The organism is Shewanella surugensis, from assembly GCF_023284005.1.
GTDB lineage: Bacteria > Pseudomonadota > Gammaproteobacteria > Enterobacterales > Shewanellaceae > Shewanella > Shewanella surugensis.
Window position 1 is genome coordinate 78252 of sequence record NZ_JAKIKS010000003.1, and the last position, 15497, is coordinate 93748.

Annotated in this window: 7 protein-coding genes; 4 read left to right on the forward strand and 3 right to left on the reverse strand. The window is 40.9% G+C overall.

All coding sequences use genetic code 11. The features are described from left to right. Positions 1-288: 288 nt before the first annotated feature. Positions 289-600: a hypothetical protein gene (locus tag L2764_RS01720; protein ID WP_248938516.1), complete on the reverse strand. Its 312-nt coding sequence runs from the start codon at positions 598-600 to the stop codon at positions 289-291. A gap of 210 nt (positions 601-810) precedes the next feature. Here L2764_RS01720 and L2764_RS01725 point away from each other — a divergent pair, with 210 nt between their 5' ends. Further along, the gene (locus L2764_RS01725; protein ID WP_248938517.1) at positions 811-1638 is read left to right on the forward strand and encodes a DUF3891 family protein; all 828 of its coding nucleotides are present in this window, start codon (positions 811-813) and stop codon (positions 1636-1638) included. 31 nt (positions 1639-1669) lie between these two features. Here the strand turns inward: L2764_RS01725 and tolC are convergent, their stop codons facing one another. Both tolC and L2764_RS01735 read right to left on the reverse strand, forming a co-directional pair. Next, positions 1670-3019 (reverse strand): outer membrane channel protein TolC, encoded by a 1350-nt coding sequence (gene tolC, locus L2764_RS01730; protein WP_248938518.1) that lies wholly within the window; start codon positions 3017-3019, stop codon positions 1670-1672. Positions 3020-3126: 107 nt separating this feature from the next. Beyond that, on the reverse strand, positions 3127-3876 hold the full coding sequence (locus L2764_RS01735; RefSeq protein ID WP_248938519.1) for a hypothetical protein: 750 nt from the start codon (positions 3874-3876) through the stop codon (positions 3127-3129). Positions 3877-4836: 960 nt separating this feature from the next. Between L2764_RS01735 and L2764_RS01740 the strand changes: the two genes are divergently transcribed. From L2764_RS01740 to L2764_RS01750, 3 genes are all read left to right on the forward strand, one after another. Further along, entirely contained in the window at positions 4837-8004 is a 3168-nt protein-coding gene (locus L2764_RS01740; RefSeq protein ID WP_248938520.1) for an AMP-binding protein, read from the forward strand. Between the two features lie 102 nt (positions 8005-8106). Further along, on the forward strand, positions 8107-9912 hold the full coding sequence (locus L2764_RS01745) for a non-ribosomal peptide synthetase (protein WP_248938521.1): 1806 nt from the start codon (positions 8107-8109) through the stop codon (positions 9910-9912). A gap of 43 nt (positions 9913-9955) precedes the next feature. Continuing rightward, complete coding sequence (locus tag L2764_RS01750; RefSeq protein ID WP_248938522.1) at positions 9956-15436, forward strand: type I polyketide synthase; 5481 nt, start codon at positions 9956-9958, stop codon at positions 15434-15436. Positions 15437-15497: the final 61 nt, after the last annotated feature.

The following is a 15497-nucleotide window of genomic DNA, read 5'->3' on the forward strand; positions in this document are numbered from 1 at the left end:
TACATTAGTAAATGTTAAACTAATAATAAATTGATAAGTAAAGTTATAGCTATCACTTTTATAGTCAAAACGTTACAAACTCATCTTACCAGTTTTAAAGGGTGTTAAACTTAAGTCTAGCGCCCGTTGAGGCTTGGTTGTTTCTTTCTTATGCCGTGGTGTGTAGATTATTTATACTCATTAGCATTTATGAGGCGTGGTTGTTTTCGTTCAACAGCGGATTAAGCTCATCGGTGATTATAATAATTGTGGGTTGATGAGCTTAGTGAACGTGTGTTTATTGCTAACTTACTGAGGTGAGTCCACTGAATTTGACAGCTTCTCAGCGACATCGCAAAGTGTGGCTTTGGCTATTTCAATATCCCTTTCATCCGTTTGCCAGTTGCTAATGGCGGCGCGAATGATCTTTGCCCCTTGCCATTGACCAGGGCTGAGAAACAGGCGGCCATCTTGGTTTATGGCTTCAAGATATGTTTGAGTGATGTTATCGGCATCACTAAGCGTCAGCCCCACAGTGACAGGCTTAAAGAGCACCACATTGAGTTGACAAGGATGCACTAATTCATAGTGCTTTGTTGGTTGGCCATTGGATGACAACATCAAAGCGCAGTTGCGGGTATTATGTCAGCGGTGTCACACTCTTTTAGATCAACAGAGTCACTAATCGATATCAGGGGGCGACAATCGGCTAGCATGGCTATTATCAAGATGGTGTTAGGTGCTTCTTCACTGGAGGTGACATGACTTAAAAAATATTAAAGTGCTATATTGTGATAATAGCTAAGAATGAGAGTACTGAAAGGAGGATACATGATAGTGCAATCTGCGACATCTGATCAGCCTCATTTTATTGTGACTATGGCTGAACATAGTGGTTTTGCAGGGAAATTAGCGCGAGTTTTTGGCAATACTGATTTTGAAGGGATAACGCCATTAACTGAGATGTTATATCTCATTGATCATCACGATCGAGGTTGGTTTGAGCTTGATGCGAACCCCTGCGTTAATCCTCAAACGGGTTTACCTTGGCATTTATCGAATACGCCCAGTGCGTTAAAAGTAACCACTATGATGAAGTCGGTCGATTTTAATCAAGCGCATCATCTTTATTGTGGTTTATTAGCCGCGATGCATATGTGGGGTATTTATCATGGGCGATATGGTTTAAGTGAGCGTGCTTTAGTTAGTGATATTCCAAATAAATTCAAAGTATTATTTAATGAACAGTTTCGATTGTTAGCCCAAAGACAAACCCTATTAATGGCGCAGTTAAATCAACAACCAACGACGCTTTATTGGCTTCAACGTCATCTATGGCAAAATTATAAGCAATTACAATTTTTCGATACGCTTGCATTATATTTTAACGGTACTTGTGAGCAGGAGCGTCAGTCGCTGTCTTTGGTTCAAGTGCCGATAACTGCCACAGAAACAACAACCGTGACAATTAAGTCATTGAAAGGTAATCAATATTTGATGACGCCTTTTCCTTTTAATGAGCCCGTCATCACGCTGAGCTTTAAAGGGCAATATTTAATGCCAGCAAAAAGAGATCAACACGCATTACTCGAAGCGCTAGCCTTGGCCCCCGTGGCCGCACAAGTGGTGCATATTGTCAGCGAAGAGATGAGTGAATAAACGTGTTGGTCATATTCCTGCCTGCCGCTTATTAACTTTGTTTCGTCGGTGTTGATGCAGGAGTGATTAGGCCTTTATTTATCGCGATTAAGTCTTTTTCAGTGAGTGTCCCCGCTGCTTGTTTTAGGGCAAGAACAGAATCAATGTAATGGTAACGTGCTTGAGACAGTTCGCTCTTGGAGCTATATAAGGTGCTGGTGCTATTAAGCACATCAACAATGGTGCGGGTACCGACTTCAAAACCCGCTAGTGTGGCTTTTGCTGCAATGTTGGCGGAAGCAACAGATTGTTGATAGGCCTTAATGGTGCTTATTGACGCATTCACGTTATTATAATCGCTGCGCACATTTTGGATAACACCGCGATGGGTTTGCTCTAATATTTCACAGGCTTTGACGTAATCATCTTGCGCTTGGCGGACTTGAGAGTTGACCTTTCCCCCTGAATAAATAGGCACATTAAGCGTGAGGGCGACTGATGAACTGTTATAGTTATAAGGGCTTGGGTAGTCGGGGTTATTGATATCTTCATTATATTTATTGGCATTGGCACTTAAACTCAGTGTGGGTAAGTGTCCTGCTTTATAATAATTGATGGTTTCGTTTGCGATTTCTTTACCGACTTCATCAGAGAGGAGGGATAAATTTTTATTATCTGACAGCTTGACCCAGTTTTGCATACTGCTTGGGATCATCTGGCTGGTGGAGAAGTGTTGCGTGTCGAGTATGTCAATATCAGTATAATCCACACCAGTAATAGCTCTTAATGATTCATAATTATTGGTTAAGGTATTCTTAGCTGTCACGGCTTGGGCTGTGGCTAAGTCATATTGCGCTTGAGCTGACTGTACATCAGCAATGGGCGATAGGCCCACCTTAAAGCGTTCTTGCGTCTGCGCAAGTTGTCGCTTATAGGCATGTTGGGCCGCTTTTTTAAAGCGGTAGTCATCTTGTGATGTAAGTACGCTGAAGTAGGCTTTACTGACGCGAACAATTAAGTTCTGTAATGTATCTGCGTAGGTGATATCGGCTTGTGAGGCTGTTTTTTCAGAAAGAGTGAGTTTAGACCAGAGACTGCCATCATATAAGGTTTGTGATAAGGACAAGCCGGCAGAGGCCACATTACCATCAGCGCTGACGGTCGACGTTTGATTATCCCATGTGCGAGAGACGCTAATGTCACCGCTAATAGAGGGGAGTAATGAAGCTCTTGATTGATTGATATTTTCATAGAGTGAATCTCGCTCTGCTTTGGCTTGCAAGACCGTTGGATCATTGGTGAGTGCTTGTTTATAGATATCTAAGAGGTTGGTGGCTTCGGCGTTATTCATTGATGCGGCAAACGCAAATGCAAGGCATAGTGTACAACGTTTAAATTTCATTGTTTATCCTTATCGGAATACTCGCTAAAGGTGAAGGTATTAATATTTAGCGATTGTTTAAAATAAGTATTATTGCTATTTTATAATGGTACTTGCTGAATAGATGTTCATGGCGGCATGATGTAGTCTTTTAAACAAGATGCCGTAATGCCATTATCTTTTAAAGCAATGAATAACGCTGATGATGAAAATCCTTGGCAATTGAGTTTGGCTTTTATAGTATCAATACGTTTTCTTTCTGCGGTTTGGCTACATTGATGTTTCCAAGCAATTTCTTTGAATGAATTGAGTTCTAATAGCCAATGAATAGTCTCCATTTCTTTACAAGTGAATTTGATATTGCCGAATTGGAAACATTCATGTTTAACTTCTATATCAATGGGTTTTAATCTTGTTGGGCATTCAATGCCCTTTAAAGGCAAAGTGGGGATATTGAATTTACACCAAATAGAGCTTGAGATACTGCTGATGATGGGCTTTTTTGAATAAAGAGAGAGCAGATCTTCATCTTTTAAGCTTCTAGCGGTGGCAACGGAGAGGATATCGACAATGTTGCCATAATTCTTGGTAATATCTGTTTTATATTTAATATTGTTTTTTTTCAGCACGCATCGATGTTCTGCATCCATATGATCCCATGTTTTGATCCCCGAGCTGATCCTCTGTCCTATTTTTTTATAAAGGCCGGATGACCAGTATTCAAGCAGCCAGTGATAGTCACTGGATATAGCGTAGATGGTTTTTTTTTCTATGTTTAATTTTCCAAAGAAGGTGTGAATAATATCATCTTCTTGATTTATTAGTTGTTTTTTAAAAAAAGCACAGGCTTTTTCCATTTCTATTGAATGAATATTCATATTTCCCCCGTAAAAAAGCTTATTTTAATTATTTAGCATCCTTACCTCTTATCCAATCGTATGTTTCATTCATTGGATCTGGATTCGAGTAGCACAATGATGAAATAGTAGAGGCAGTGAAATACACCACCAGGAAATGACGTTATAACGTCAATACACGATGATTCTTTTATTTTTTATATATTTTACTCATATCGTCATATAACTCACGTTAAAGTTACTTAACGCATTAACACTAACTTAAGTATCATTAATTTTAAGGTGTTTTTAGATTGTAATATTTAAATGAAAATGCAAATTAAAAGATAATAAAGACTGATATTTTATTGTTTAAATATCAGTGTTTATTAATGTGGGTTAATGTTAGATTAAGTGTTTAGCAAACCTAGAAGACTAATGTTATTCATCTTCTATATTAATGATTATTATCATTCTCTATTATGACGGTTTAAATTGTTTTTTTTGGTGCTTTAAATCAATGTGTTATGTGTAAATGTCTATGTGCATTTAAATTTATTATTCATGTAGATGGTTTTACCTTCCACTTTATTAACACTATTAAAAGTGTCATGTATATATAAGTTAACCTCTTCGTTATTAAAGTTATTATTAATTTCCATTCAAACAATGTGGCTCTATCACATGTGTTGATCATGTTCAAGTTGTCATTTTAATAACCTGACAGTGCCTATGCTGCTGTCTAGAATGTGATTGAGCTTGAGTCAGTAAGAAGACATTAAGTAAGGATAAATGAAGACAGGGTTTTATTGACTAGCTACTTCATTATTGTGTTGGATGAGTGGGGTTGATTTAAAGGAGTATATTTCTTATTGGATCGTAGCATATAAAAAATGATATTGATTGTCTCGCTTGTCGCGGTATTCCATGAGTCATTTTATGCGTGGTAATAGATATGATGAATTGTAAGGAAAGGAGACTTAATTTATTAGGGGAATTAACATGGGGTTTTTATCTTTAACCAAGATCATTGATAAAGTGTCAATGGAATACTGGAATGACACAGCCGTTATCGATGTTGAGCAATCAATCACATATGGTGAGTTAAAAGTAATATCAGAACGCATCGCGTGTTATTTTTTAAGTCACTCTCAATATACCCAAGGTGGTTTAGTACTGGTTAATATTGAAAAGTGTGTTTACCTTCCCGCAGTGCTGTTGGGTATATTAAAAGCAGGATTGGCTTATATTCCATTGTCTACATTTCATACCTTTGAGCAAATGACATCCATTGCCCTCGATTCAAATGCATTCATTTTATTGACTGACAATAAAGAGCATAACATTGCGATTCAAGATGAGCTTGCCTTAGCCACTTGCTGTTTAGATGAAGTGTTATTGACAGACGCAAATGAAAATATAGCAGTGCAGAATATACTGCCAGATGATTTGGCCTATATTTTATATACTTCAGGTTCGACCGGAAAACCTAAAGGGGTCATGATTGAACATGGCCAGCTTGCTTATTATTCTCAGTGGTTTGCAAGTCAAGATTGGGGTGAACGGTCAGCTTGTCTTCCCTTTACATCAGCGGTGAGTTTTGCCGCAGCAGTCAGTCAAATATTTTACTCTTTGCTCCGCGGTGAACCGTTACACATATTACCTGAAGATTGTCTAAGGACGCCTAAAGTGTTATTAACGTGGTATCAGCAGCATCCTAATGCCGCGCTTTATTGTGTACCAACAATTTGGCGAGAGCTACTCGCTTTTTTCACATTAACGGAGGGCCGCAAAGCGGAGCAGGCTTTACCGAATGTGGTGTTGTTATCGGGTGAGGCCGTACCTGAAAACTTAAAAGAAGAGAGTTTTCAACGACACCCCAAGTTACGTCTATATAACTTATACGGTCCAACAGAAACCACTGCGAATGCCACGTTTTGTGAGCTTTATCCTAATGTGCCAGTGCATTTGGGGCTGGGAATTGAAGGCACTGAAATACAGCTTCTGGATGAAGAGAGAAATCCCGTGGCTGAAGGGGAAATCGGTGAGATTTATATTGCCGGAGAGGGCGTAGCGCGAGGATATCTTAACGATCTCGATCGCACGCAAGCGCGTTTCTGCTCATTACTTGATGGGGCGGGTAAATCGGTGTGGGCGCATGGAAGTGGCGATCTCGCCCAAATTAACTCAGCAGGACAGCTTAAATACCTTGGGCGAAAAGACAGCCAAATGAAGTTACATGGCATTCGTTTTGAAGCAGAGGAGATAGAGCAAGCAATAAGCTTACACGTTGCTGTAGCGTCTTGTATTATTGATATTCATCATAATGAAAACGGTATTCAGTGCTTAGTGGCTTATGTTGTTAAGGATGATAACGGAGGTCATGAAAACATCGGCGCTGAGCGTCTGCGACACTTTTTGTCTCAAAAGCTGGCCCGTTCATTGATCCCGAGTCATTTTATCTTTTTAACCGCTTTACCAAAGCTTGCAAATGGAAAAGTTGATAAATCGAGCTTACCTAAACCTAATCAGGTTGAATTAAATACGACTATTGAAGGAAGCGTAGCGCAAGGAGTCGTCCCCGTATCCGCTGAAAAGGTCATTGAACAAGCCCTTATTGACATTTGGCAACAAGTCTTAGAATGTCAGGGGATCGGTGTGCACGATAATATTATGGCACTGGGGGCTAACTCTTTACATTTGATCCGCGCCCAATCACTTATTCAAGCGAAATTAGGTTACCGCGTTCACTTTAATCAATTCTTTGAATATTCAACGCCAAGGGCATTATCGGCGCAGCTTCCTTTATTTGAGCATGTGGATCATCCGCCTATGGCGCTGTCGCAATCGACAGTGCCTTTGCTTACGTCGGAGCAGCAGTATTTTATCACCTTAGATTTATTCAGTGAAAATACCGATTACCAGATCTATTTTTATCAAGTCATAACGGGCTCGCTCGATAAAGATCGGTTAACGGCCAGTATTCATTTCGTCTTAAAGCGTCATCCGGTGTTATTGACTCGGATTAATTTGGATAAGAAGAGTTTGCTTGACGTGCCTTTTAGGTTTGATGACATCAAGATTAATGAAAACGAAGCGTCTTTGGCGCAAGTACAAGATGAGCACTGGCTCCGAGAGCGTGCGCAATCGGTTTGCAGCGATATTGAAGTCGGTCCGCTTATTCATTTACAGCTGTTAAGGATATCGCTCAATCACCATGTGTTACTTGTGACGGTGCACCATGCTGTTTTTGACAGAGAATCGATCTCATTGTGGTCTCATCAATTAATTGAACATTATAAAATGTTCAAAAATGAGGATTTCGATGGATCTAAACAACCTGTGAGTTATCAAGAGTACGCTAATTGGCAGTATGACTTCATGCAGAAAACGGGACGTCAGGATGCCTTAGATTTTTGGGGAACTCGATTACAGTGTGATTTTGATAATGAAGTCTTTATCAATGAAGGGATAAATGGCGCTTCATATTACTCTTTATTTGGCTCGTTATACGCTCAAAAGGAGCGTTTATTTAGCTTGGTAAACGAATATAAAAATGAACAATTGTATATAGGTGATTATACTCTAGGAGCCAAAGAGCCGATTGAACGTTACGCACAACAACATAAGGTGACAGTACCGCTAGTATTGTTGGCCGCTTTTTATTATAGCTTGAGAAAGATTCACGCGGGTCAACAATGTCAAGTTGGGATCCCCGTATCGAATCGTGCTAGGGGCCATTTTAAAGATACCTTGGGCTGCTTCGTTAATATTATCAATTTTTGTGTTGAGGACAAAGGAACAATGTCTTTCATTGATTTTTTACAATCAGTCCGTGAAAGCTTTTTTGAACGTTTGCGATACAGTTATATTAGTTATAGTGAGCTGGTTGATTATTATCGGCAAGAATATCAATCTGCACCCATTGCCTTTTTAGCGGGTTTTAATTATTTAAGTCAACTGCCGAGTTTACGCGCGGAGGATACTCATTTTTTAATAAAAGAGATCCAATCGAATACGTTGAGGCAAGGTATTTCGTTGACGATTGAAGAACAACAGGGAACATTGGCAGCACACTTTGTTTTAGATGTGGATCAATATAACCCCGAGGAGATAAAAAAAATGATTAATATATTTGAACAAACATTAATAGAGGCTATTTATCATTAATAACGGTCATTAAAAGTTCTCGTTAAATTTTTATATAACGTGTTGTTAAACGTTTTTCAAAAGTAAGTTCCATTGTTATTAAATTTGGGGTTGAGGCGTATTATGGCATTAAATCAGCTATTGCATTCGGTATTAAATCGATCATTTGACATGTTTTCAGATAATATCGCGATCCGAACAGATGATAGGGAGGTGACTTATGAACAATTAAATATCATGAGTGACATTATTGCTGAGGATTTAATCAATAAAGGTATCAATGTGGGTGATGTGATTGCCGTTTATTTAAATAAAAGTGCGGCAATGATTGCCTGCTTATTAGGAATAATAAAAGCTGGCGGGGTTTACTTACCATTAGATACTTCTTTTCCTGAAGAAAGATTAAAATACATGCTAGATAATGCCCATACAAAAGGCATTATTGACGATATTCAAGATAAAGCATTCCCTGTTAATCATGATCTTCTTAATATTGATTTAAACAGGATTAATTGGCACCAAGCGGTGTCTTTTGAGCCTCCAACGTTTGATGATAGCAATCCTTGTTATGTCATCTATACCTCGGGTTCAACGGGTAGGCCTAAAGGCGTACTGGTTTCGCATCGCACCGTTGTGGGTTATTTACGCTGGATGCAAGAGGCTTTTAGTCTTCAGTCAACAGATGTGGTACTGGCACAAACCACTTTTAGTTTTGATGTGTCGGTTTGGGAGATGTTCTGGCCCCTTTGTGTCGGTGCCAGCTGCGCGGTTATAGCCGATGAGAAAAAATATGATCCTCAGCAATTAGCAGCATTTATGCTAGATCATGATGTCAGTGTCGCTCAGTTTGTACCGACTGCGCTGCATACCATCGCTGACGCCGAAGTGTTTCAACGCTGCGTACTATTACGTCATCTTTTTTCTGGAGGGGAGGCGCTTGATCAAGCATTAGTGGCGCAATTATCGCAGCAAACATCCGCGACTATTCACAATTTATATGGGCCAACAGAAGCAACAATATTTTGTTTTCATTGGATTGCACAACCTAATAAGCGCAGCGGTTACGTGCCGATTGGTAAGCCCATTCCACAGGCTAAAGCCTACGTACTCGATGAGAAAGGGTTACCTGTTCCTCAAGGTCAAACGGGTGAGTTGTATTTGGCTGGGGATATACTGGCAAAAGGGTATATTAATAATCAGTCAATGACCGATGCGCGTTTTGTTGATAATCCTTTCATTGATGCTTTTTTTATCGAAAAGCGAATGTATCAAACCGGGGATAGAGTTCGCCAGCATGAAGATGGTGTAATGGAATATCTAGGGCGGATGGATCGCCAAGTTAAAATTAGAGGCCATCGAATAGAATTAAGTGAAATTGAATCCGTTATATTCAACTTGAATGAAATAAAAAATGTGGCGGTCAGTTATGAAGATAGTAATGAAAATGATAGAGGAAGTAAATTAAATAAGAAAGAGCTAAAAGCCTATTACACATTAAAAGACGGTGCTGAATTAAATGCTCAGGAGATAAAAGATTATCTTAGTCAATATTTACCCTTTTATATGTGTCCATCTCAGTTTATAGCGTTAGAAAAAATGCCCACGCTGAATAATGCGAAGACGGATTATTCTCAGCTAGCTGTTGTTAAAAAAATCATTGCTAAAATTAAGAGAGAATACATTATGCCTATCTCCAAAAATAGTATAAAAAATGATGTTGAGTCTAAAATAACCTCAATTTGGAAACAGATCCTGAATAAAGAGTCAATATCATTAAATGATAACTTTTTTGATGTAGGTGGCAATTCTTTACTCATGGCAAAAGTGCATCGACAGATTAAAACGAATATTGCTGAGCATGTTTCTATTATGGATTTACTTCAATATCCAACGATTAAAAAGATTAGTCAATATATCGACAAACGATAGTCAACTCATCCGTTTAGTTTAGCTATACAAAGAGGAATATATTATGAAGTCTACTACAGACAAGCAACATCAGGATATTGCTATCATTGGTATGTCAGCGCGATTACCTGGGGCATCAAACGTTAATGAGTTTTGGGCGAACTTAATCGATGGGGTGGAAAGTATCAGCACCTTTTCTAAAGAAGAACTGCGAGAGTCAGGTATTGATGAGGCATTGATAGCGTCTCCAAGTTATGTGCCTCGTAGAGGGATCATTGGGGATGCTAAACATTTTGATGCGCAATTTTTTGACTTTACGCCAAGAGATGCAGAAACCTTAGATCCTCAACATCGTGTTTTTCTTGAGTGCTGTTGGCATGCGTTTGAGGATGCCGGTTATGTGCCCGAACAGTATCCTGGAAAAGTGGGCGTGTTTGGGGGAACGGGCACCGCATGGCATTTGAATGAAGTCAACTCTCATCCAGATGTGCACCAATATGCAAGTGGTACATCGATTGTGACCAATAATGATAAAGATTATGTGACCACGCGTGTGTCATACAAACTGAATTTAAAAGGCCCGAGTGTTAATGTGCAGACCGCTTGCTCTACCGCTATGGTGGCAACGGTGCTGGGTATGCGTAGCCTTCAATGTGGTGATAGTGATTTGATTGTTGCGGGTGCCGTGTCTATTGATACGCCAGAAAGACGTGGCTATGAGTACATGCAAGGGGGAATGGAATCTGCTCAAGGTCGCTGTTATGCCTTTGACTCTAGAGCCGATGGTACGATTTTTAGCCGCGGCGCGGGGGTCTTAATTTTAAAACGCCTTGATGATGCGCTGCGTGATGGCGATCATATCTATTCTGTTATCAAAGGCGGGGCGATTAATAATGATGGAAATTTAAAAGCAGGCTTTACCGCTCCCAGCATTGATGGGCAAATTGCGGTGGCGAAAAGCGCTATTGATGAGTCGGGTATTGATCCGAGTCAGATTAATTTTGTCGAAGCCCACGGTACGGCAACGGCCCTTGGGGATCCTATCGAGTTCTCTTCATTATCTCAAACCTTCCAAAGTTATACCGATGATAAACAGTTTTGTTGGTTAGGCTCGGTTAAAAGCAATATTGGTCATACTGATGTGGCATCGGGCGCAGCAAGTTTAATTAAAGCATCGTTGTCATTAAAGCACCATAAATTGCCTGCTTCATTACATTATCAATCGCCTAACCCTAATATCGATTTTGAGCAGAGCCCTTTTAAAATGAATACTCAGCTGTCAGAATTTAAAGATAGCGAACAGCCTCTCAGGGCTTTAGTGAACTCTTTCGGCGTGGGCGGCACCAATGCATGTTTGATTATTGAAGAAGCCCCAGAGCAAAGAAAGAGCGACAGTCCCACAAGCAATCTTGTTTTCCCTCTATCGGCAAAAAATAGAGATGCATTAGAGGCAATGAGAGGGAATTTAAAACATTACCTTGAAGCCCATCCTGAGGCCGATCTGGCCGACGTGGCCTATACACTCCAAGTGGGGCGTGAGCGCTTTCGTTATAATAGCTTTATAGTGGCGAATGAACGTGATGAGCTGCTACAAAAAATGGCTAAATCTCAAGTGATTAAATCGACTTTTAGAGATGATCCACAACTGGTTTTCATGTTTCCTGGTCAAGGTAACCAATACATCAATATGGCCAAGCCGATTTATGAAAGCCATACGGCCTTTAAGCAAGCGTTCGATACCTGCTGTGAGATGTTAATCCCTATACTGGGACGCAATATTAAAGACATCATCTTTCAAGCGTCTGACAGTACTGAGCTTGACCGACTCAATGAGACACAATTTACGCAACCTGCACTCTTCATTGTGGAATATGCCATGGCAAAACTATTGCAGTCATGGGGTATTGAGTCCACGGTGATGATAGGCCACAGTGTGGGTGAGTATGTGGTAGCGTGTTTATCGGGGGTATTCTCATTAGACGATGCGCTTAAAGCTGTTGCATTACGGGGTCAGCTTGTTCAAGCATTGCCGGCAGGTTCGATGTTGGCAGTATTGCTTAACGAAGAGGACGTCGCGCAGCATATTGATGGCACAAAGATTGAAATTGCCGCCATGAACTACCCTGGTTTATGCGTTTTGGCGGGTGGATTAGATGAGATTGCTCATTTACAAGATAAGCTTGAAGATGAGGGTATTTTCTGTAAACACTTAGACACGTCTCACGCGTTCCACTCTTATATGATGGAGCCAGTGTTAACCGAATTCCGTCACGTTATTCAAAGTCTCACACTGAATGCCCCATATACTCCCTTTGTATCAACGGTAACAGGAGAATGGATCACCGATGAGTTAGCGACCGATCCTGAGTATTGGGTTCAACATGTGCGTCAACCGGTGAAATTTAGCCAAGCATTGATGACGTTAATGTCGCCTGAAACCAAACTGGCCTTTTTAGAAGTCGGGCCTGGGCGTTCGCTGGACTCGGCTGTTAAACAGCATATACCGGCGGGCGAGTCTTTTGTTATTCAATCTTCACTGCCTATCGCCAAAGAACAAGCTACGTCACTTGAACATTTATCGACCTCTTTAGCGAGCCTTTGGGCGAATGGTGTGACCATTCCATGGGCAAGACTGCACGAAGGTGAGGTGCGTAATCGGTTATCACTCCCCGGTTATCCATTCCAACGCAAAGAATTTAACTTGCCTAAAGCGAAAACCACAGGTACGGGGGCAGAGCTTGGCACGTTGAAAGCCTTAAAGCAGAAAAAGGCCGATATAGGTGATTGGTTCTATATCCCGTCTTGGAAACGTGTGGGCCAGTCTTACCTCAATAAACATGTTAGCACAGAGGCTTCTTGCTGGCTTATCTTCACCGAAGAACATGCCCTGTGCGAGAGTATTAAAGCTGAGCTGCTTAAAAGAGAAGAGCCTGTTATTTGGGTGAGCAAAGGTGAGCGCTTCACACAAGTTGTAGACAAGAATACATTCACGGTGTGCCCAAGCGAAAGTGATGATTATCGCGCTTTATTAAAAGCGGTGAAAGAAAAAGGCTTATCGCCTAATCGAGTGCTCCATCTTTGGAATGTTTCGGATATTGATCAAGCCGAAATATCGACAAAAAGTATTAAGCAGCAGCAAGTTGATGCATTTTATAGTCCGCTTTACTTACAACAAATGCTGATTGAAGCCAATTTGGTGGACAAGTTACAGTTGGTCTTAGTGTCAAATAATACCTTTAGTATTGCGGGTGAGCGGGTGTACTCGCCTGAAAATGCCTTGCTCATGGGCCCCGCTCGTGTGTTTTATCATGAGTATTCAGAAGCCCAATGTCATCAAGTGGATATTGATTTGTCGGGCGATGTTTCACCGATAAAGCTTGCTAAGCAGCTTATTTTCGAAGCGCTTGTTCCTACAGATGGGAATCTCATTGGCTATCGAGGCAAGCTGCGTTGGGAGGAAGAATATCAAGCGGTTTATCTCGATCAACAATCAGAGGGCGTGCCGACATCCGTTCGTGAAAATGGCGTTTATTTGATCACTGGTGGGCTCGGAGGATTGGGTTTATTGATGGCAGATTATTTATCTGTGATGTCTAACGGTACGTTGTTACTCACTTATCGCTCAGATTTACCAGAAAAAAATCAATGGCAATCATGGTTACAAACTCATGCCATTGACGATCCCGTTAGTGTGAAGCTTGCCAGTATATTACGGTTAGAGCAAAGAGGAAATACGGTTCATTTAATTCAGGCTGATAGTTGTGATTTTGAGGCAATGCAGACGGCGTTAGCCCCCTTTAAACAGATCCATGGTGTGTTCCATACTGCGGGCATTGCTGGTGGCGGGATTATTCCGCTGAAACAAGATAAAGATTGTGCTCAAGTGCTCGATCCTAAAGTCACAGGTACCTTGATTTTAGATGAATTATTGGCTGAACATTCGCTTGATTTCTTCATGTTGTTCTCTTCTATTTCGGCCATTTTAGGGGATGAGGCGAGGATCGATTACTGCTCTGGCAATGCCTTCATGGATGCTTATGCCGCTTACCGCAATCAAAGAAAGGCGGGTCACACTACCTCTATCAATTGGGGACAATGGGGCGATGTGGGCATGGCGGTTAATTGGAATAAACAAACCCAAGATATTACTAAAGGGCTGATGCCTAATTTTGTTGAAAAAGAAGGTCAGCTACTGACCCAGATCAATAAGCAACGTAGTGAGGAAGAGTATCGCGTTAATCTTGCGGTGAATCAAGATTGGGTGATAGACGATCATAAGCTTAAAGGTCAGCCAACGCTGGTGGGAACCACCATTTTGGCCATGCTCCATGAACTGGTTTCTCATTTTAAAAAAGAGGAGGTTTTGCAGGTAAGCAGTTTGATGTTGACTCAGCCAGTGGTGTATCAATCGGCTTGGCCAAAATCAATGAGCTTGTTTGTAAGCCAAAATGAGACGGGCTATAAGTACAGTTTGCGTAGCCGCGGCATTTTAGATCTCGAGTGGCAAGAGCATGCTTTTGGGATCATTAACAGCGTATCCGAAGCCTTAACGATATCAAAAGATCCCCTGGTTGATATACAGCAGCGCTGCGAAAAAAAGGTTGAAAATGTTGCACTTGATAGTAGCTTAAGCATTGATGATGGAAAAAGCTTCTTATTTTTAAGTCGCCGTTGGGATAATCATTTAGCCATTAATGAAGGACGTGATGAATGGCTTATTCATAAATCGTTAGCCGAAGTGTTTCGTGAGGATCTACAGCGATATCCTTACCATCCTGCACTGATCGATTCGACAGCGATTGCTTGCATCAATCGAATCTCACAAGATAACTTTTTACCCATTAGCTATGGCAAGATAAGTTACTTTGCGCCATTGGAAGCCGATTGCTGGGCGCATGTACAGCTCAAACGACCTTTTAGCAGCCAAGATCCCAGCATCATGATGAATATTGTGTTCTATTCCTTAACGGGGGAAGTGTTACTCATTCTTGAAAATTATACGCTTATCAAGGTGGATATGGATAACCCCGTTGCCACCGTCAGTGAAGCAATGATACAGCTTAAAGTGCCAGAGGTGGAACTTGCCGATAAAGATATTCTCTATCATGAAGGCGTGAGTGCGGTACAAAGATTGATGGAGAATATGGATTTTGAGCAAATTGTGGTGGCAACCAGTGATTTTGCTCAGCTGATCCGAGAGACTATTCCAGAAAGAACCACGACTGAGATAGAAACAGCAGAAAAAGCGGGCTCTGATGGTCATAGTCGACCCGAGCTATCGGTTGACTACCTTGAACCTTCTAGCGACATTGAACGTGAGATTGTCAAAGTGTGGCAGTCAATCTTGGGGATTTCAGGCGTTGGTGTTAATGATAATTTCACCGAACTGGGCGGAAATTCATTACTGGCCGTACAAGTGATCTCAGCGGTGTCTGAGTTATTTGAAATTGATGTGCGAGTGGATTTGTTCTATCAAGATCAAACGGTATTGGGTCTGGCTAATTTGGTTGTTTCAGAATTGGAAGTTCTGTTGGAACTCGATTAAGTCCAATGTCAGGCAAGGTCTTTTCCTTGTCTGACCATTCCGCTTCTTTTGTGAGGATCCC